Below are 18618 nucleotides of genomic sequence, written 5' to 3'. Positions count from 1 at the left end.
AGTGCCTGCACGAGGTGAAGCTGATCGTGGACCTGATCTACGAAGGCGGCATCGCGAACATGAACTACTCGATCTCGAACACGGCCGAGTATGGCGAGTATGTCAGCGGCCCGCGCATCCTGCCCTATGACGAGACCAAGAAGCGCATGAAGGAGGTCCTGTCGGACATCCAGAACGGCAAGTTCGTGCGCGACTTCATGCAAGAAAACGCCGTCGGTCAGCCGATGTTCAAGGCGACCCGTCGCCTGAACGACGAGCACCAGATCGAGCAGGTCGGCGAGAAGTTGCGCGGCATGATGCCCTGGATCTCGGCCGGGCGCATGGTCGACAAGGAAAAGAACTAAGGCACCGCACGCCTCGGCGCGGCCTGTCGGACTTTCGTGAGAGTTCTGTAGGAAACGCGTAAGAGGAGTGCCGGAGTCCCGTAGGACTTTCCCCGCGCGGGCCGAGAAATCGGTTCGCGCGGATTTTTCTTGTCCCGGCCGCAGAATGCCGGGGTTTTTCCCGCACCGACGCGGGCCTAGGAAGGCGCCATGACCGAACGCCCTACCCTCGAAAACTGGCTTTCCATCCTGTTCCTCGGCCTGATCTGGGGCGGGACATTCATGTTCGTGTCGGTCGCCCTGCGTGGCTATGGCCCACTGACGGTGGCCTGCGCGCGCACGACGCTGGGGGCCGTGGCGCTTTTGATCCTGATGCGCAGCATGGGCCGACGCTTTCCCCGCGACCTGCGGATCTGGGCCTTCGCCATCCCCATCGGGATCTCCAACACCGCGCTGCCCTTCTTCCTGCTGAGCTGGGGGCAGCAATACGTGCCGTCGGCCTTCGCCGGCCTGTCCATGGCCGCCCTGCCGCTGTTCGTGCTGCCGCTGGCGCATGTCTTTTCGGACGAGCCCATGTCCCTGCGGCGGGCGCTGGGCGTCACGTTGGGCTTCACTGGTGCGGCGCTACTGTTGGGACAGGGGGCGCTTTCGTTCGGGACCGGGGGCGCCGAAGCGCTGGGACGGATCGCATGCCTGACGGCGGCGGTATCCTACGCGGTCGGGTCGATTTTGACCCGGCGCTGCCCACCGATGGACGCGGTCACGCTGTCGGCGGCGACGCTGACGATCGGCGCCGCGGTCCTGATCCCCGCAATGCTGCTGGTCGAGGGCGTGCCGCGCCTGTCGGGCACCTTGGCGGACCCGGCGATCGTGGTGCTGGGGCTGATCCCGACAGCGCTGGCCGTGCTGATCCGGGTGCGGGTCGTGCAAACCGCCGGATCGGTCTTCATGACGCTGGTGAACTACCAGGTGCCGGTCTGGTCCATGGTGTTCGGCGCAGCCGTGCTGGGCGAGGCGCTGCCGCTGCGCTTCTTCGCCGCGCTCGCGCTGATCCTGGCGGGCCTCGCGGTCAGCCAGTGGAATGCGCTGCGCGGCCTTGCGCGCGCCTAAGCGGCAGCGCGGGCGATGCGGTCCGCGATGGTGTCGACGACCTCGGCCAGCAGGGCCTCGTCCTCGCATTCGGCCATGACGCGGATCAGGGGTTCGGTCCCCGAGGCGCGGATCAGCACGCGGCCGGAGCCGTTCAGGCGTTCCTCGGCGGCGGCGATCTCTTTCTTCACGCCTTCGTCATCCAGCGGCGCGCCGCCCAGCTGATAGCGCACGTTCTTCAGAAGCTGCGGCACCCGGTCGAACTGGCCGGCAAGCTCGGACGCTTTCTTCCCGGTTTCGACGATAGCGGTCAGGAAGTGCAGGCCCGCCAGCAGCCCGTCGCCGGTGGTGGCATGGTCGGACATGACGATATGGCCCGACTGCTCGCCGCCAAGGTTGAAGCCGCCCGCGCGCATGGCCTCGACCACGTAGCGGTCGCCAACCTTGGTCCGGTGCAGCTGTAGCCCGCGCGCACCCAGATACCGTTCGAGCCCGAGGTTCGACATCACCGTGGCGACCAGCGTGCGTTGCGAGAGGCGGTCGGCCTCGGCCCAGCGGCTGGCAAACAGCGCCATGATCTGGTCGCCATCGGCAACCGCGCCGTTCTCGTCGATGATCATCACGCGGTCGGCGTCACCGTCGAGGCAGATCCCGAGGTCGGCGCGACGCTCGCGCACCAGCCGCTGCGCCGTTTCCGGCCGCGTCGAGCCGCAGTTGAGGTTGATGTTCAGGCCGTCAGGCTCGACCCCCAACGGGATGACCTCGGCGCCAAGCTCCCACAGGACCTCGGGGGCGACGCGGTGTGCTGCACCGTTGGCGCAGTCGACGACGATGCGCAGCCCTTCGAGGCTGTGGCCCGTGGGCAGCGTGGCCTTCAACCGCTCGGCATAGCGGAACCGGCCGTCATCGATCCGCTTGGCGCGGCCGATGTCGTCGGGGCGCGCAAGCGGAGCGCCCTCCTGCACGAGGCGCTCGATCTCGGCCTCGGCTTCGTCAGAGAGCTTGAAGCCATCAGGGCCGAAGAACTTGATGCCGTTATCCTCGTGCGGATTGTGGCTCGCCGAAATCATCACGCCCGCATCGGCGCGCATCGAGGGCGTCAGGCAGCCCACGGCCGGCGTCGGCACCGGCCCCAGCAGCAACACGTTCATGCCGACGCTGGTGAACCCGGCCGTCAGCGCGTTTTCGAACATGTAGCCCGACAGGCGGGTGTCCTTGCCGATCACGACCCGATGCGCTCCCGCGCCCTCGCGTCGGAAATAGCGGCCGGCGGCGGCGCCCAGCTTCATGGCCATCTCGGCCGTCATCGGATGCGTGTTGGCCGTGCCGCGCACGCCGTCGGTGCCGAAGAGCTTGCGGGTCATGGGGTCTCTCCTGTGGTGGACGCCTGCCAGAGGGTGAAGGCCTGCCTTGTATCGGCCAAATCGTGAACGCGAAGTATCTGTACACCCTGCGCCGCCGCTGCAAGCGCCACGGCGACCGATCCGGGCATTCGGTCGCGGGCGGTGTCGGCCCCCCCGAGGGTGCCGATGAACCGCTTGCGGGATGCGCCCAGCAGGATGGGGCAGCCCAGGGCGTGAAACAGCGACAGCCGCGCGATGAGCGCGAGGTTATGGGCGAGCGTCTTGCCGAAGCCGATGCCCGGATCGACGACGATCCGGTCGCGCGGGATGCCGTGCGATTCGGCCACGTCGATGCGAGCGGCGAGGTGGTCGTAGACGTCGAGCAGCACATCGTCGTAGCGCGGCTCGTTCTGCATGGTGGCGGGATCGCCCCGCGCGTGCATCAGGCAGATGGGCAGGCCCGAGGCCGCGACTGTGTCGGGCATTGCCGCGTCGAAGCTCATGGCCGAGACGTCGTTGATGACGTCGGCCCCGGCGGCAATGGCGGCGCGGGCGACGGCGGCCTTGCGTGTGTCGATCGAGATCGGCCCGTCCCACTCGGCTCGGGCGGCACGGATCGCGGGGGTGACGCGGGCCGTCTCTTCGTCCACGGGCACTTCGGCCGCACCGGGGCGAGTGCTTTCGCCGCCGACGTCGAGGATGTCTGCCCCCGCGGCGATCAGCGCGCGGGCCTGCGCGGCCTCGATGCCCGCATGGGCACCGCCGTCCGAGAAGCTGTCGGGCGTCACGTTCAGGATCGCCATGATCCGCGGCTGATCCAGCGTGAGCCGGGCCAGCGAAGGACGGGGCGCGACAAGACGGTCGCGCACTGCGTCCGGCAGCGCATCGGTGGGCAGGACGCGGGGGGCGGCGCCGCGGGACAGCGCCTCGACATGGGTGAACCACGTCCAGCCGCCGGCGAGGGTCAGCGCCTCCGGGGGGCGGGCGGGGCCAGTTTGGGGGATCGGGCGCCAGTAGATCACAGCGGCCACGTCTCGGTCGGCAGGTCGGTGGCGGGGGCGTCGGCGCCCACGACGATCATGCGCTGCGCCCGCATCTGACGGGCGAACCAGGCGGCGAGGGCGACGGTGTCGCGCGGCTGGGCGGATGGGGGTTCGACAGCATCCAGCACCAGCTTCGACGGCGCCCAGACGGTCGTGCGGCCCTTCTTCATCGCCCAGTCAAGCTCGGTCCGCGTCTCGACCACCACGCAGCGGGCGTCGCGGGCGGCAAGGCGCCAGCAGTTCTGTTCGATCGCGAGAAGGTCGATGCGGCGCTGGACCATCGCGTGGCCCGTCTGCGGCGCGGCATTGGGCGCGGGGCCGACGCAGAGGATCACCGGCCTGTCCGCCTCGATCCGGTCGAGGATCGCGGGAAGGTCCGGCGCGTCGATGGCGGCGTTCGACAGGAAGGCCACGACGGGATGCGGGGCGGTGTCGTCCGCAACCTCGCGCACAGGCCCGTCGGAGGTGCGCACGATCTCGACCCCGAGCGCGCCCGGCCCGAGGTCGAGCTTTTCGATCCGCACGAAGCAGCGCAGCGACTGCGGCTCGGCCAGAAGGCGGGCGGCGACGCGCTCGGCCAGCGTTTCGAGCAGGTTCAGCCGCTCGTCGCCCAGGGCCGCCTGGATGGCCTCGGTTATGGTGTCGTATGAGAGGACGTCGTCGACGTCGTCGGTGGCACCGGCCGGGCTGGGGCGGACTTCGACCACGACGTTGAAGAGGACCCGCTGCGTGCGGCCACGCTCTTGCTGAAAGGCGCCGATCTCGACCTCGACGACATGGTCGCGCAAGGAGATCCGGTCGGGAAAGCCCGCTGGCGGATAGGCCGCCGCGCGGGCTTCGGGGTGCTGGAAGGCCAGCTTGGCATCTTCACCCATGATCGCCCTCTCCTCGCCACGGCCGGCGTTCTACGGCAGAACGGGCCCTGACGGAAGGTCGTCAGGACTGGACGTAGAAGTGGTGCTCGCCGATCGTGGTGACGCGGTCGAACGCGCTCGCCCAGTAGGGGCTCACGGCCTTGGTGTGGTAGAACAGCGCGCCGTCGGTCAGGTCGCGCGGGGCGCCGTCGATCATCAGGCCGGCGATCTTCTCCATCCGCTCCATGATGCGCGGCTCGCCGACCGCCTCGGGGAGGCCGTCGCAGGTATAGCTGAACTGGCAGGCATACTTGCGGCCGGTGCCCTGGTTCACCACCTTGCAGATCGTGTCGGGGAATTTCTTGCTGTCGACGCGGTTCAGGATGACCTCGGCCACGGCGAACACGCCCTCGGCCGTTTCGCCGCGCGCTTCGAAATAGAGTGCCTCGGCCAGGCATTGGAACTGGGCGTTGCCGTCGGCCGCCGGCAGTGTGTCGACGAAGCCATAGTCATACGAAATCTTGGGGAGATCCTTCGTGTCGCCTTGCCCGCGGCGGGTAATCGCGTCACGCAGTGACTGTTGGGCGTCGGGTTTGACCTCGGGTCCGGACCGGCCAACGATCCCTTCGAGGCGGTCGCCAAGGGACGGTCCGATCTCGATATCCGGGGCGGACTTGGTGCCGAAGGTGACATCCGCAATGGCGGCTGTCGACGTGGTGAGGCCGAGAACAAGGCCAACAATCGTCATAGCGCGTCGAACGGCGCGCGCCGCGAAAACATCGCACTGCATTCTGCAATCCCCGAGTATCAGGTATGTCGAAAAGGGTGCGTGTCCCGGCCCGGATCAATGCGGTCGCGCCCCTTGGCAAGCGAGGGATGACGTACGTGAACTAGGCCCCGCGGGCCAACCCTTGAATCCCGCGGTGCGCAGGTTCCCGCCGATTATGTAAAACTCGTGCGTTCAGCGCTCGGGCGGGGACGTGGTTGTGCGTCCCCGCTCGCGGATCGCAATATGTGCTGCCGCCATGCGCGCCACGGGAACGCGATAGGGCGAACAGCTGACATAGTCGAATCCGGCGGCGCGGACGAAGGCGATGGAATCGGGGTCGCCGCCATGCTCGCCGCAAATCGACAGGACCACGTCCGGCCTTCCCCGCCGCCCACGCTCGGCCCCGAGAATCAGCAGCTCACCCACCCCTTCGGTGTCGAGTTGCAGGAACGGGTCGTCGGTAAAGACCTTCTCGCGCACGTACGCCGACATGAACCGGCCGGCGTCGTCGCGGCTGAGACCATAGGTCATCTGCGTCAGGTCGTTCGTCCCGAAGCTGAGGAAGGTCGCGTATTCGGCGATCTCGTCGGCGCGCAGGGCGGCGCGGGGCGTCTCGACCATGACGCCGAGATTGTAGTCGAACTCGACTCCGCTTTCGGTGCGCACCTTCGCGGCCACCGCGTCGATGCGGGATTTCACCAGCTCGACCTCGCGGCGGGCCGAGACGAGCGGGATCATCACCTCGGGCGTGACCCGCGGCGTCGTGCGCACGGCGGCCTCGAAGATCGCGCGGGCCTGCATCTCGTAGATCTCGGGCATGGCGATCCCCAGCCGCACGCCGCGCATCCCGAGCATCGGATTGAACTCGGACAGGGACTGCACGCGCCGTTCGACCGCAGCCAGCGGCAGGTCGAGCGAGGCGGCAAGATCCAGCATGCCCTTGCGGTCCTGCGGCAGGAACTCGTGCAGGGGCGGGTCGAGCAGGCGGATCGTCACCGGCTTGCCCGCCATGATCTGGAACAGCTCCATGAAATCGGCGCGCTGGACGGGCAGAAGCTGGTCGAGCGCGGCCGCCCGGTCGTCGTGACCCTCGGCGAAGATCATCTCGCGCATGGGGGTCAGACGGCCTTCATCGAAGAACATGTGTTCGGTGCGGCAGAGCCCGATGCCTTCGGCTGCAAAGCGCGCGGCGGTGCGGGCCTCTTCGGGCGTGTCGCAATTGGCACGGATGCCGATGTCGCGCCGTTCGTCCGCCCAGTCGAGGATGGTGCGGAATGCCTCGTCCATCGCCGGTTCGAGCAGCGGCGCAGCCCCCTGGATCACCCGCCCGTTCGAACCGTCCAGCGTGACGAGGTCGCCTTCGCGATACGTGCTGCCATCCGCGGCCCGGAACAGCCGGGCGCGCGGGTCGATGGCGATTTCGGACGCGCCCACGACGCAAGGCAGGCCCAGCCCCCGTGCGATCACCGCGGCGTGGCTGGTCGGCCCGCCCCGTTCGCACAGGATACCCTTGGCGGCGTGCATCCCCAGCACGTCGTCGGGCGTGGTCTCGCGCCGGACGAGGATCACGTCCTCTTCGCGCGCCTGCGCCGCCTGCGCCGCAGCCGCGCTGAAGACCAGCTTGCCGGTCGCGGCACCGGGGCTCGCGGCGATGCCGCGCGCGATCAGGGGCAGGCGCGCGGATGAATCCACCTGCGGGTGCAGCACGTCCAGAAGCGCGCGCGGGGCGATGCGCAGCACGGCCTCGCCCTCGGGTATGATGCCGTCGGTCGCCAGCGCCACGGCGATCCGGAGCGCCGCACGCGACGACCGCTTGACCCGCACCGCGTCGAGGATGTGCAGCGCGCCGTGATGCACGGTGAACTCGATCTGCATCTCTTCGCGCAGGCGCGTTCGGCAGAGCCCGCCGTAGTTCTGCAGGTCCGCGTAGATGCCGGGCGAGTCCTCTTCCAGCGACGGCCCCCGCGTGTCCTTTGCGAGGTAGAGCGCCCCCGCCCCCGGCAGCAGCGCCTCGCGTCCCTGGCTCTGGCGCAGGTAGCGGCCGGTGATCCGCGCTTCGCCCGTCTTGGAAGAGACGAACTGGATCACGCCTGACCCGCTTTCGCCGCTGGCCGGGTTGCCGACGCCCAGCACCATGCGCTGCACGACGAGGCCCAGCCCCGCATCCTCGGGCGCGCCCCGCGCCCGGCGCAGCAGCCGTGCGGTGGTGCCGTCCCAGGCGCGTGCCATGGCCGACAGCACGGCCGAAAGCTGTTCGGCCGGCTCTTCGGGGAAGGGCTCGTCCATCTGCTCTTCGTAGGCGGCGAGCATCAGGTCGATCCCCTGCCCGTCAAAGAGGTCAGGATTCAGCCGCGCGACCTGCGTGGCGAAGGACTGGATGAAGCGCGAATACAGCGCATCGGCCGCATCGGGCCCCAGCCTGTGCGCGAGCGCGGCGTGGCGGGCCCGGTTCATGCCGATATTCAGCACGGAAGGCGGCCCGCCCCAGTCCGAGGCCGCCGAGGACGGCCGGACCGAGACCAGGGGGTCCGGCCCGAACGCCGCGACCAGCGCCTCGGCGTCCAGCCGTCCGCCCTGCGCGATGCGGCCGACCGTGTCGAAGTCGATTGCGTAGGTATCGGGGACCGGCAGGCCAAGGCGGATCAGCCGTTGCAGGCACTTGGCCCGCCCCCCGTGGGCCTTGGGGCGGATATTGGCGGTCGGCGTGATGTAGGTCACGCCGGCGATGTCGGCCTCGTGCTGCACTGCGGCGCTCCTCTTGGTCCAGAGCATACGCCGCGTGCGGATCTGAGCAAGGTTCGTGACGCGTGGTCAGCCCTCGATCCGGGTCAGATCGGCCACGCCAAGGCAGAGCGTGCGGATCCGGCTGAGCAGGTTCAGCCGGTTGCGCCGCAGGATCGGGGTGTCGGTGTTGCTCTGCACGGATTCGAAGACCGCGTCGATCGGCGTGCGCAGAAGGGCCAGCGTGGTCATCGCGGTGGCGAAGTCCTCTTCCGCCATCGCCTTCTGAATCACAGGCTCCTGCTGGTCGAGCGCGGCGAAAAGCGCGCGTTCCTCGTCCGTGTGGGCATGCCTGGCGTCGGCGCCGAACGAGTATTCGACGCCGTCCTTTTCCTCGGCCTGGGTCAGGATGTTGTTCGCCCGCTTGAACCCCTGCACGAGGTTCGTGCCGTCCTCGGTCTTCATGAACGCCGCCAGAGCGCGAGCCCGCTTGACCAGAAGCGTCAGGTCGTCGGCGTTCGGCATGGCGAGGCAGGCGTCGATGACGTCATGCGGGATGCCCTCGTCGCGGAGGTGGACCTTCAGGCGATCGTGGAAGAAGGCGAGGAGGTCGGATGGCGCAAGCTCTTTCGTCTCATGAATGAACGTCAAGCGCCTTTCGCGCACTTCTACATGAGAGCGAGCAACTTGCACTTGCCCTTGCGAATAGTCACTTTGCCGGCGAGCGGCTTCTCGATCGCCGCCAGCGGCTGTGCCAACGAATATCTGATAGTCGCTAGCTGCCTTTTCCTCCGCATGTTCGAGTTCAGAACGTTCTCTTTCGAGTTGTTGTACTGCCTTCTCTTCTCGCAGCACAGAAGCAACACTTTGGCTGATGATGTTGGATTTCAGCAGCTGAAGCCGGATTTGCTCGGTTAGCACCAACCGGATCACCCCCAGCGCCGCCCGCCGCAGCGCATAAGGGTCTTTCGAGCCGGTCGGCTTCTCGTCAATCGCCCAGAACCCCGTCAGCTTATCCAGCTTCTCGGCCAGCGACACCGCCACGGACACGGGCGCGGTCGGCACCGTGTCGGACGGGCCAAGGGGGGCGTAATGTTCGGCCACGGCGTCGGCCACGGCATCCGGGAAACCAGCACTTTTCGCGTAATAGCGGCCCATGATCCCCTGCAATTCGGGGAATTCGTAGACCATTTCCGATGTCAGGTCCGCCTTGGCGAGGCGCGCCGCCTGCTCGGCCTGGTCGGCATCCGCGCCGACCACCGGGGCCAGCTCGCGCGCTAGGGCGGCGATGCGCTCGACCCGGTCGGCCTCGGACCCCAGCTTGGCGTGGAAAGTCACGGATTTGAGGTTGTCGATCCACGCGCCCATCCCGGCCTTCGCCACGGCGAGATCGTTCTTCCAGAAGAACGCGGCGTCGGCGAGGCGGGCGGCGAGGACGCGCTGGTTGCCGTTCAGGATCGTTGCGCCGTCATCGGCCGTCTCGCGATTGGCGACCGTCACAAATCGAACAATCCGGCCCGATCCCGGCTCGCGGACCGAAAAGAACTTTTGATGTTCGCGCATCGAGGTCTGCAGCACCTCGGGCGGCAGGTCGAGAAACTGCTCGTCGATCGTGCCCATCAGCGTGACCGGCCATTCCACCAGCCCCGCGACCTCGGCCAGGAGGCCTGCATCTTCGACCACCTCCAGCCCGGCTGCGAAGGCGAGGTTGGCCGCGTCGGCGCGGATCGTCTCGGCCCGTTCCTCGGGGGACAGCATCACGTGGGCACGCTTGAGCTTGTGCTGGTAATCCTCGAACGAGTTCACGCGGATCTCGCCCGGCGACATGAAGCGGTGGCCTTCGGTCACGTCCGAGGCGACGATGCCGTCGATGTCGAGCGGGACGACCTCGTGCCCCTCGGGGCCGGTCAGGATGCAGACGATCCGGTGCAGCGGGCGGACCCAGCGCAGGCTGCCCGCGCCCCAGCGCATCGACTTGGGCCAGGGGAAGCCGCGCACGGTCGCCTCAAGCACCTCGGCCACGATCTCGGGCGCGGGGCGGCCCTTCTTCTCGATCCGGGCGAAGTAGACCTCGCCCTTCTTGTCAGGCCGGACTTCGAGGTCGTCGCGGGTCACGCCGGCGCCGCGCAGGAAGCCGTCGATCGCCTTGTCGGGCGCGCCGACCTTGGGGCCCTTGCGTTCTTCGACGGTATCGGGGGAGCGGTCGGTCAGCCCCTCCACCGCCAGCGTCAGGCGGCGGGGCGTCACCACGGTGCCGGCATGGGCGTAGGTCAAGCCGGCCTCGACCAGACCGTCGGTCATCAGGCGCTTCAGATCCTCGGCCGCGCGGGCCTGCATCCGGGCCGGGATCTCTTCGGAGAAGAGTTCGATCAGAAGGTCGGGCATTATTGATCCTCGCGCGGCGGGCATTCCTCGCCGATCTGGGTGCCGTCGTAGGCGACTTCGCCGCAATTGTTGAGCTGGTGCCACACGTAGCCGCGACCGCCGGGCAGGATCGCGACCACCCGGTCCACGCCGTATTCGACGTTCTTCTGGCCCATGAAGGCCTGCGCCTCGCCGCGCGCCAGTGCCTCGCCGATCTCTTCGGCGTCGAAGCAATCGAACCAGAACGGGGCGTTCAGAGGATCGGCGCTGTCATAGCGCTCGGCCGCGACGTCGGGGCCGAGGGGTGTGTCGAAGCAGGCGCGAAAGCGGATCGGCGACGAGTTCGCGTCGATCGCCTCGATGTTCGTGGCCTCGGCCGGGATTTCTCCGCTTGCGGTCTGAAGGACGAAGCCGCGGGGCGAGACCCGCTCGTAATAGTGGAAGACCTGCAGGTAATAGAGGCCAACTGCGGCGATCACCGCGACGGCCGCCAGCACGATGGCGATGACCTTGCCCATCATTGCGCCCCGGCGTCGCCGCCGGCCTCGGTCATCAGGAAGGCGTCGGCGCACTGCCTTGCCAGTCCGCGGACCCGGCCGATGTAGGCCTGACGCTCGGTGACCGAGATCACGCCGCGCGCGTCCAGCAGGTTGAAGATATGGCTGGCCTTGATGCACTGGTCATAGGCGGGCAGCGCCATGACGATCCGCCGTCCCGTGCGCGGGTCCACCGCCGGCTGGGAGAGAAGGTTTGCGCATTCCGCCTCGGCCTCTTCGAAGTGGCGCAGCAGCACGTCGGTATTGGCGGTGTCGAAGTTGAAGCGGGCATACTGCGCCTCGGCCTCGCGGAAGACGTCGCCATAGGTCAGGGGCTGAGGGCTGCCGGGGCTGTTGAAGGGCATGTCCATGACGTGATCGACGCCGAGGACGTACATCGCCAGCCGTTCGAGCCCGTAGGTCAGCTCGCCCGAGACAGGGTCACAGTCGTGGCCGCCGACCTGCTGAAAATAGGTGAACTGGCTAACCTCCATCCCGTCGCACCAGACCTCCCATCCAAGGCCCCAGGCGCCCAGCGTGGGGCTTTCCCAGTCATCCTCGACGAAGCGGATGTCGTGCAGGTTCGCGTCGACGCCGATCGCCTCGAGACTGCCCAGGTAGAGCGCCTGGAGGTCCGGCGGCGACGGCTTGATGATGACCTGGTACTGGTAATAGTGCTGCAGCCGGTTCGGGCTGTCACCGTAGCGCCCGTCCGTCGGGCGGCGCGAGGGCTGCACATAAGCCGCGGCCCAGGCCTTTGGACCGAGCGCGCGCATGGTCGTCGCAGGGTGGAAGGTGCCCGCGCCGACTTCCATGTCGTAGGGCTGCAGAACGGCGCAGCCCTGCCGGCCCCAGTAGCCCTGGAGTGCGAGAATGATGTCTTGGAAACAGGTCGGCTTGGCCATGTCAGCCCTTTCGCGAAAGCGGGGCCTGAATAGGCAGAAGGGCAACAAGGGTCAATCGTGACGCAACCGTGAACCCCGCGTTTCTTGACGCCACGGCGCGCATCCTTCCTTTTGTCCTGCGAACCGGCCCGCGGGCCATTGTGCAAGATCGACAGGGACCGAGTGACATGAGAGCGACAACCGCCATGGGCGCCGTGCTGGCCAGCCTGGCCGTGCCGGCATGGGCGCAGGAGACGTGGCTTCAGGTCGAGGCGCAGTCGAACGCCCAGGCCGCGATCGAGGCGGCCCGCGACTTTGCCGAACAGATCGACGGCGTGGCGGCGTTCGACCTGAACGAATCCTCGTGGTTCGCCGTCGCCATCGGCCCCTTCACCCCTGAAGAGGCGGCCCAGCAGCGCCGGTCGCTGCGCGCGCAGCGGCTGATTCCTTCGGACAGCTTCACCGCCGACGGCTCGATCTACGGCGAGGCGATCTGGCCCGAGGGCGGCGTGGCCGGGCTTGCGCAGCAGGACGACACAAGCTCCGATGCCGCGCGGATCAACGTTCCCGACCCAGAACCCCAGCCCGAGCCACAGGAGACGGTCGCCGAGGCGCGCCAGAGCGAGGCCGACCTGACCCGAGCCGAGCGCGAGGCGCTTCAGATCGCGCTGCAATGGGCCGGCTTCTACGACGCCGCCATCGATGCCGCTTTCGGCCGCGGCACCCGTGCCGCCATGAGCGAATGGCAGGCCGCGAATGGCTACGACGACACCGGCGTCCTGACCACCCGCCAGCGGCAGGAGCTTCTGGACCAGTACAACTCGGTGCTCGACGGGCTGGGCCTTGCGCCGGTGACCGACAGCACCGCCGGGATCACGGTGCAGATCCCGACCGAGCTGGTCGCGTTCGACCGCTATCAGCCGCCCTTCGCTCATTACGAACCCGTGGACGGGGCCGAGCCCGAAGCGCAGGTCCTGCTGATCTCGCAGCAGGGCGAGCAGGCCGATCTGAACGGGCTTTACGACATCATGCAGACACTCGAGATCGTGCCGACCGAGGGCGAGCGCGAGCTTCGGCAGTCCGGCTTCACCCTGATCGGCCGCGGCGACGAAATCGTCAGCCAGACCGAGGCGCGGCTGGAAAACGGAGAGATCAAGGGCTTCACCCTGATCTGGCCCGCGAGTGACGAGGATCGCCGCACCCGCGTCGTGGACGAGATGCTGGCAAGTTTCCAGATGACGCCGGGCGTGGTGATGCCCGACCAGATGGGCGAGCCGACCGAAAACCAGAGCGTGGACCTGCTGGCCGGCCTGGAAATCCGTCGCCCTGCGGTGGTCCGCTCGGGCTTCTTCGTGTCGCGCCGCGGAGACGTGCTGACGACGGCGGATGTCACGCAGGAATGTGAGCGCATCACGATCGAGGACGAGATCGAGGCGAAGGTCAGCGCCGTCGACGAAGAGTCCGGCCTGGCCCTGCTGGAGCCCGGCCAGCCGCTCGCGCCGCGCCAATATGCCAGCTTCCGCGACGGTGTGCCGCGGCTGAACGCCAGTGTCGTGCTGGCGGGATACTCCTTCGAGGGGCAACTTGGCGCCCCGTCGCTGACCTACGGCACGCTTGCCGCGATGGACGGGCTGGACGGGGCCGAGGACGTGCGGCGCTACACGATCGACGCACGTTCGGGCGATGCCGGCGGCCCGATCTTCGACACCACCGGACAGGTGCTGGGCCTTTTGCAGCCCGAGGGAAATTTCGGCAGGACCCTGCCCGAAAACGTCGCCTTCGCCACCGATGTCGAGACGGTCGAAGGCTTCCTGAGTGGCGCGGGCCTGACCCCCACCACCCAACCCAGCGGCGAGGACCTGCCCCTGGGCCAGATGGAGCGCCGGGCGACCGACATGACCGTTCTGGTCGGCTGCTGGAAATAACCGGGCGGGCCTCGGCCCCGCCTTGGAAGCGCGTGCGGTAGCTCGACCGCCGGTTTCCCCTGCGCGAGGCTGCGCCTGCCGCTCTAGCGTCAGGTGGGGTTCTGACGGGTCCGTCGGTCGAGGCTGCTTTACCGCCCTCGTGCTTCATCCATCACGCGGCGCATCTCGCGAATGGATGGATCGAGGCCGCGAAAGATCGCCTCGCCGATCAGGAAATGCCCGATGTTCAGCTCGCGAACCTGGGGCAGCGCGGCAATGGGAGGCACCGTTTCGTAGGTCAGGCCGTGGCCCGCATGCACCTCGAGCCCGAGCTCATCCGCATACGTCGCCATGTCGGTGATGCGTTCGAGTTCGGCGTCGCGATCAGAGAAACGGCCTTCGGCATGGGCGTCGCAATAGGCGCCGGTGTGCAGTTCGACGACACTCGCGCCGATCCGTGCGGCGGCTTCGATCTGCGGCCGGTCGGCGGCGATGAAGATCGAAACGCGGCACCCCGCATCGGCCAGGGGCGCGATGAAATGGGCCAGCCGGTTCTCGTCGCGCGCAATCTCCAGCCCGCCTTCGGTCGTCCGCTCCTCGCGCCGCTCGGGCACGAGGCAGACCGCGTGCGGCTTGTGCCGCAATGCGATCGCCTGCATTTCTTTCGTCGCGGCCATCTCAAGGTTCAGCGGAACGGACAGCGCGGTCATCAGCCCGTCGATGTCCCGGTCCGAGATGTGCCGCCGATCCTCGCGCAGGTGCGCCGTGATCCCGTCCGCGCCCGCGGCCTCGGCCAGCTTCGCCGCCCGCAGCGGGTCGGGAAGGTCCCCGCCGCGCGCGTTCCGCACCGTGGCAACATGATCGATGTTCACACCAAGACGCAGCCGCTCGCTCATATCTTCTTCTCCCTTGGCACCCGGATGTCGTGCCGCTTTTCGAAACGGGCCTTGAGGCGGTTGATGCGCGCCTTCTGGTAGGCCGCGATGATGGGCCGGGACACGCAATAGACTGCCACGGCGGTGATGAGACCGGGAATGATGCCGCCGACAAGGTAGGGCAGGAACACCATGTCGAAGAACGCCGACATGTCCGCCCAGGCCACCGTGGCCGGCGTGAAGATGGCGCGCGTGTTATCCCACAGCTCGACCGAGACATGTGAGAAGGCGTTGAAGACCTCGCCCAGGGGCATCGGCTCGGGGCGGCCGAGGATCCAGCTGCCGAGCTCGACCGAGATGGCGGCGATGATCGGAAACGTGATCGGGTTTCCGAAGAAGGTGGCCAAAAGCGCAGCCAGGATATTGCCGCCCATGATCCAGGACAGCCCCGCCGCGACAAAGAAATGGAAGCCGAAGAGCGGGGTGAAGCAGGCGAAGACGCCCGCCGCCAGGCCGCGGCTGATCTTGTAGGCCGGGTCCGGCAGTCGGCGGATGCGATAGACCACGTAGCGCAATGCCCGCAGCCATCCGCCCCGCGGCCAAAGCGTACGGCCGATCTGTGCGAGCGTGGACCGGGGCGTACGGCGCTTGAACATGTCAGGGACTCAGTGCCGGATCTCGCACCCTCTCGATGAGGGCCACGTCGGGTTCGGATTCGAGAGCCATCCGCAGCGCATGCAGATGCTCGACCGAACACAGCTCCACGTCGATCCGCACGCGGAAGAAGTCCTGCCGCCGGTCAAGGAACCTCAGGTCCGAAATGTTGGCCTTCTGCCCGCCGATGATCGAGCAGATGCGCCCCAGCACGCCCGCGTCGTTCACGATGGTCAGCTCGAAGGTCACGTCATGCACCGCCGGATGGTTCCCGGCGTGCCAGGCCAAGTCGATCCACCGCTCGGGTTGCTCTTCGAAGCCGGCGAGGGCCTCGCAGTCGATCGCGTGGACCAGCACGCCCTGCCCCCGGTACGAGATACCGACGATCCGCTCGCCCGGCACCGGCTGGCAGCACGGACCGCGACGGAAGGTCAGGTCGGGCTGCGGGCCGACGATGGCGGCCGTCGGTTCGATCTCGTCGCCCGGGCGGGGCACGACGCCGGGATAGAGCGCCTCGATCACCTGCCGACTTTCCAGTTCGGCCGAACCGAGCCGCGCCAGGAGTTCTTCGGAAGAGGGCAGGCGCAGGGTCCGGGCAGCGGCGGTGAGGGCCTTGTCGGTCATACGCCGGTCGATCTGGTCGAAGGCGACGCGGGCAAGCTCGGTCCCGATCTTGATGAAGCGCTTGCGGTCGGCGTGGCGCAGCGACCGGCGGATCGCCGATTTCGCCCGCCCCGTGACCACGAGGTCGAGCCAGGCCGCCTGCGGCGTCCCGCCCTCGGCCGTCAGGATCTCGACCGACTGGCCATTCCGCAGCCGGTGCCACAAAGGCACGCGCACCGTATCCACCTTGGCCCCGACTGCGCGCTCGCCGATCCGGGTGTGGATCGCGTAGGCGAAATCCAGCGGCGTCGCCCCCTTGGGCAGTTTCACGACCTCGCCCTTTGGCGTGAAGCAGAACACCTGGTCCTGGTACATCTCGAGCTTGACGGCTTCGAGGAACTCGTCGTGGTCGTCGGCCGCGTCGAACTGCTGGATCAGCGCGCTGACCCAGCCCGCGGGATCGACGGCAAAGGGGTTCTGCACCCGCTCGCCGTCGCGATAGGACCAGTGCGCCGCCACGCCGGTTTCGGCGACTTCATGCATCGCGCGGGTGCGGATCTGCACCTCGACCCGCTTGGCATCGCGGCCCGACACGGTAGTGTGGATCGAGCGATAGCCGTTCGACTTTGGCTGGCTGATGTAGTCCTTGAACCGGCCCGGCACCGCGCGCCAGCGGTGGTGGATCGCGCCCAGGACGGCGTAGCACTCGGCCTCGGTCGCGACGATGACGCGGAAGCCGTAGATGTCGGACAGGCGCGAGAAGCCGACGTTCTTCTCTTCCATCTTGCGCCAGATCGAGAACGGCCGCTTGGCCCGCCCCTGCACCTCGCCCTTGATGCCGGCCTTGTCGAGTTCCAGCCGGATGTCGCCGGTGATCTTCTCGACCACGTCGCCCGTCTCGCGGCGCAGCGTGGCAAAGCGCGTGATGATGGACCGCCGCCCCTCGGGGTTCAGCACGCCGAAGGCCAGGTCCTCGAGCTCTTCGCGCATCCATTGCATGCCCATGCGACCGGCCAGCGGCGCATAGATATCCATCGTCTCGCGCGCCTTCTGGGCCTGCTTGTCGGGGCGCATGGCCTTGATCGTGCGCATGTTGTGCAGGCGGTCGGCCAGCTTGACGAAGATCACCCGCACGTCGCGGCTCATCGCCATGAAGAGCTTGCGGAAATTCTCGGCCTGCTTCGTCTCGGTCGAGGAAAGCTGAAGCTTGGTCAGCTTCGTCACCCCGTCCACGAGGTCGCCGACCTCGGGTCCGAAGCGCTTGGCCACCTCGCCATAGGTCGAGCGGGTGTCTTCGATGGTGTCGTGGAGCAGCGCGGTGATGATGGTGGCGTCGTCGAGCTGTTGCTCGGCCAGGATCATCGCCACCGCGACGGGATGGGTGATGTAGGGCTCGCCCGAGTGGCGATACTGCCCCTCGTGCATCTCCGCGCCGTAGGTATAGGCGGCGCGGATTTTCTGAAAATCGGCGCGGGGGTTGTAGGCACGGACGCGGGCGACAAGCCGTTCCGCATCCTCAAGCCAGATCGCGCCGTCATCCATGCAAGGTTACTTCTGCTGCTGGGCTTCCATCAGGGCGCGCAGCAGTTTTTCTTCCGACATGTCGTCGTCGGCCGGCTTGTCCTGCTCGCCGCCCATGAGAAGCGCCATGGCGTCCTCTTCGGGCTCGTCCACCTCGATCTGGGTCTGGTGGCTTTCGATCATCCGCTCGCGCAGACCGTCGGCCTGCTGCGTCTCTTCGGCGATTTCGCGAAGGCTGACGACCGGATTCTTGTCGTTGTCGCGGTCCACGGTGGGTGCGGAGCCGGCGGTGATCTCGCGGGCGCGATGCGCGGCGAGCATGACAAGCTCGAACCGGTTCGGAACCTTATCGACGCAATCTTCGACGGTCACGCGGGCCATGATGGTCTCCTGCTGAATGCGGGCGCGGCGCGTACGGACGCCGGACTGAAGCTGTGGAAATATGCGAGTCGCGTTCTATTGACAACCCGAACTCCCCGTGAATTTGCCTCATCGGATCGGCCGGACTGCTTCCCTGTCGGCGGAATCCAGCGCGGCGACCATCTCGCGCACGGACCGGCCGGTGCGCGGATGACGCCAATCCGGCGCGATATCCAGCAGTGGCACCAGAACGAACGCCCGGTCCTGCAGCCGTGGATGGGGCAGGACGAGACGGTCCGGGCGAAGCACGCGCTGCCGATCCGGCGGCAACCCGCGCCACGCGTCCTGCGTCGGGGGGTCAGGGGCCACGGCGGGGCCGACGGCGATCAGGTCCAGGTCGATCGCCCGCGGCTCCCACCGGCCGGCGCGGGTGCGGCCCAATGCCGCTTCCACATCGTGCAGCCGGGCCAGCAACGCCTCGGCTTCGCCGTCCCACCGAACCGAGGCACACCCGTTGACGAAGGGCGGCCCCGAACCGGGCGGAAAGGCGGGCGTCTCGAAAAGCCGGCTGACCTTCAAAGGGCCGACCTGCCGAGCGAGCCGTTCCAGCGCAGCCTCGACGGCGGCACGCGGCGGCCCGGCTGGACCGGGCAAGTTCGCCCCTAAGGCGAGTAGCGCTTCGGTTCCCTCTCTATCCGTAAGGATATGTTGCCGCCTGGTGGAACCAGGATCAATTTCCCGCGATGTCACGCGCAATGTTCCTCTGCCCGGGCCA

The 18618-nt window shown here is 67.8% G+C and carries 15 protein-coding genes and 1 pseudogene; 3 read left to right on the top strand and 13 right to left on the bottom strand.

Annotation, left to right across the window (positions count from 1 at the left end):
* Together ACFDS3_RS05325 and ACFDS3_RS05320 are read left to right on the top strand one after the other, a co-directional pair.
* Positions 1-344: pseudogene (locus ACFDS3_RS05325) on the top strand (ketol-acid reductoisomerase); the annotation flags it as partial.
* A gap of 189 nt (positions 345-533) precedes the next feature.
* Positions 534-1433, top strand: a complete 900-nt coding sequence (locus ACFDS3_RS05320) for a DMT family transporter (RefSeq protein WP_375261307.1) — start codon at positions 534-536, stop codon at positions 1431-1433.
* Here ACFDS3_RS05320 and glmM read toward each other — a convergent pair.
* The 8 genes from glmM to ACFDS3_RS05280 all read right to left on the bottom strand — a co-directional run bounded on the left by glmM (position 1430) and on the right by ACFDS3_RS05280 (position 11947).
* Complete coding sequence (gene glmM, locus ACFDS3_RS05315; RefSeq protein WP_375261306.1) at positions 1430-2776, bottom strand: phosphoglucosamine mutase; 1347 nt, start codon at positions 2774-2776, stop codon at positions 1430-1432. The genes ACFDS3_RS05320 and glmM overlap by 4 nt on opposite strands.
* A complete protein-coding gene (gene folP / locus ACFDS3_RS05310; protein ID WP_375261310.1) occupies positions 2773-3777 on the bottom strand; it encodes a dihydropteroate synthase in 1005 nt (334 codons plus the stop codon). The genes glmM and folP overlap by 4 nt, the downstream gene beginning before the upstream one ends.
* Complete coding sequence (locus tag ACFDS3_RS05305; protein WP_375261305.1) at positions 3774-4673, bottom strand: dihydroneopterin aldolase; 900 nt, start codon at positions 4671-4673, stop codon at positions 3774-3776. Before ACFDS3_RS05305 ends, folP begins: the two co-directional genes overlap by 4 nt.
* Before the next feature lie 61 nt (positions 4674-4734).
* Positions 4735-5400: a cell wall hydrolase gene (locus ACFDS3_RS05300; protein ID WP_375261304.1), complete on the bottom strand. Its 666-nt coding sequence runs from the start codon at positions 5398-5400 to the stop codon at positions 4735-4737.
* Positions 5401-5613: 213 nt separating this feature from the next.
* Complete coding sequence (locus tag ACFDS3_RS05295; RefSeq protein WP_375261303.1) at positions 5614-8166, bottom strand: putative PEP-binding protein; 2553 nt, start codon at positions 8164-8166, stop codon at positions 5614-5616.
* 66 nt (positions 8167-8232) lie between these two features.
* Positions 8233-10527 (bottom strand): glycine--tRNA ligase subunit beta, encoded by a 2295-nt coding sequence (gene glyS / locus ACFDS3_RS05290; protein ID WP_375261302.1) that lies wholly within the window; start codon positions 10525-10527, stop codon positions 8233-8235.
* The gene (locus ACFDS3_RS05285; protein WP_375261301.1) at positions 10527-11024 is read right to left on the bottom strand and encodes a DUF6446 family protein; all 498 of its coding nucleotides are present in this window, start codon (positions 11022-11024) and stop codon (positions 10527-10529) included. Before ACFDS3_RS05285 ends, glyS begins: the two co-directional genes overlap by 1 nt.
* A complete protein-coding gene (locus ACFDS3_RS05280) occupies positions 11024-11947 on the bottom strand; it encodes a glycine--tRNA ligase subunit alpha (RefSeq protein ID WP_375261300.1) in 924 nt (307 codons plus the stop codon). The genes ACFDS3_RS05285 and ACFDS3_RS05280 overlap by 1 nt, the downstream gene beginning before the upstream one ends.
* A 167-nt stretch (positions 11948-12114) precedes the next feature.
* Here ACFDS3_RS05280 and ACFDS3_RS05275 point away from each other — a divergent pair, with 167 nt between their 5' ends.
* Positions 12115-13851: a trypsin-like peptidase domain-containing protein gene (locus ACFDS3_RS05275; protein ID WP_375261299.1), complete on the top strand. Its 1737-nt coding sequence runs from the start codon at positions 12115-12117 to the stop codon at positions 13849-13851.
* A 128-nt stretch (positions 13852-13979) separates the two neighbouring features.
* Here the strand turns inward: ACFDS3_RS05275 and ACFDS3_RS05270 are convergent, their stop codons facing one another.
* From ACFDS3_RS05270 to folK, 5 genes are all read right to left on the bottom strand, one after another.
* Positions 13980-14726: a pyridoxine 5'-phosphate synthase gene (locus ACFDS3_RS05270; RefSeq protein WP_375261298.1), complete on the bottom strand. Its 747-nt coding sequence runs from the start codon at positions 14724-14726 to the stop codon at positions 13980-13982.
* Positions 14723-15361, bottom strand: coding sequence for a DUF2062 domain-containing protein (locus ACFDS3_RS05265; RefSeq protein WP_375261297.1), 639 nt, complete (start codon positions 15359-15361; stop codon positions 14723-14725). Before ACFDS3_RS05265 ends, ACFDS3_RS05270 begins: the two co-directional genes overlap by 4 nt.
* A 1-nt stretch (position 15362) precedes the next feature.
* On the bottom strand, positions 15363-17504 hold the full coding sequence (locus ACFDS3_RS05260) for a RelA/SpoT family protein (protein ID WP_375261296.1): 2142 nt from the start codon (positions 17502-17504) through the stop codon (positions 15363-15365).
* Between the two features lie 6 nt (positions 17505-17510).
* Positions 17511-17864 carry a DNA-directed RNA polymerase subunit omega gene (gene rpoZ, locus ACFDS3_RS05255; RefSeq protein WP_375261295.1) on the bottom strand — a complete coding sequence of 118 codons (354 nt, stop codon included), beginning with the start codon at positions 17862-17864 and terminating at the stop codon, positions 17511-17513.
* A gap of 108 nt (positions 17865-17972) precedes the next feature.
* On the bottom strand, positions 17973-18593 hold the full coding sequence (gene folK / locus ACFDS3_RS05250; protein ID WP_375261294.1) for a 2-amino-4-hydroxy-6-hydroxymethyldihydropteridine diphosphokinase: 621 nt from the start codon (positions 18591-18593) through the stop codon (positions 17973-17975).
* Positions 18594-18618 lie beyond the last annotated feature (25 nt).

Origin of the sequence: Palleronia sp., from assembly GCF_042089775.1 — a bacterium.
GTDB lineage: Bacteria > Pseudomonadota > Alphaproteobacteria > Rhodobacterales > Rhodobacteraceae > Palleronia.
This window is presented reverse-complemented; position numbering and strand designations above follow the sequence as displayed.

Excerpts from the sequence above, each read along its gene's own strand:
- ACFDS3_RS05320 (WP_375261307.1), top strand. The coding sequence starts at position 534 with ATGACCGAACGCCCTACCCTCGAAAACTGGCTTTCCATCCTGTTCCTC.
- glmM (WP_375261306.1), bottom strand. The coding sequence starts at position 2,776 with ATGACCCGCAAGCTCTTCGGCACCGACGGCGTGCGCGGCACGGCCAAC.
- ACFDS3_RS05305 (WP_375261305.1), bottom strand. The coding sequence starts at position 4,673 with ATGGGTGAAGATGCCAAGCTGGCCTTCCAGCACCCCGAAGCCCGCGCG.
- ACFDS3_RS05300 (WP_375261304.1), bottom strand. The coding sequence starts at position 5,400 with ATGACGATTGTTGGCCTTGTTCTCGGCCTCACCACGTCGACAGCCGCC.
- glyS (WP_375261302.1), bottom strand. The coding sequence starts at position 10,527 with ATGCCCGACCTTCTGATCGAACTCTTCTCCGAAGAGATCCCGGCCCGG.
- ACFDS3_RS05285 (WP_375261301.1), bottom strand. The coding sequence starts at position 11,024 with ATGGGCAAGGTCATCGCCATCGTGCTGGCGGCCGTCGCGGTGATCGCC.
- ACFDS3_RS05280 (WP_375261300.1), bottom strand. The coding sequence starts at position 11,947 with ATGGCCAAGCCGACCTGTTTCCAAGACATCATTCTCGCACTCCAGGGC.
- ACFDS3_RS05275 (WP_375261299.1), top strand. The coding sequence starts at position 12,115 with ATGAGAGCGACAACCGCCATGGGCGCCGTGCTGGCCAGCCTGGCCGTG.
- ACFDS3_RS05270 (WP_375261298.1), bottom strand. The coding sequence starts at position 14,726 with ATGAGCGAGCGGCTGCGTCTTGGTGTGAACATCGATCATGTTGCCACG.
- ACFDS3_RS05265 (WP_375261297.1), bottom strand. The coding sequence starts at position 15,361 with ATGTTCAAGCGCCGTACGCCCCGGTCCACGCTCGCACAGATCGGCCGT.
- ACFDS3_RS05260 (WP_375261296.1), bottom strand. The coding sequence starts at position 17,504 with ATGGATGACGGCGCGATCTGGCTTGAGGATGCGGAACGGCTTGTCGCC.
- rpoZ (WP_375261295.1), bottom strand. The coding sequence starts at position 17,864 with ATGGCCCGCGTGACCGTCGAAGATTGCGTCGATAAGGTTCCGAACCGG.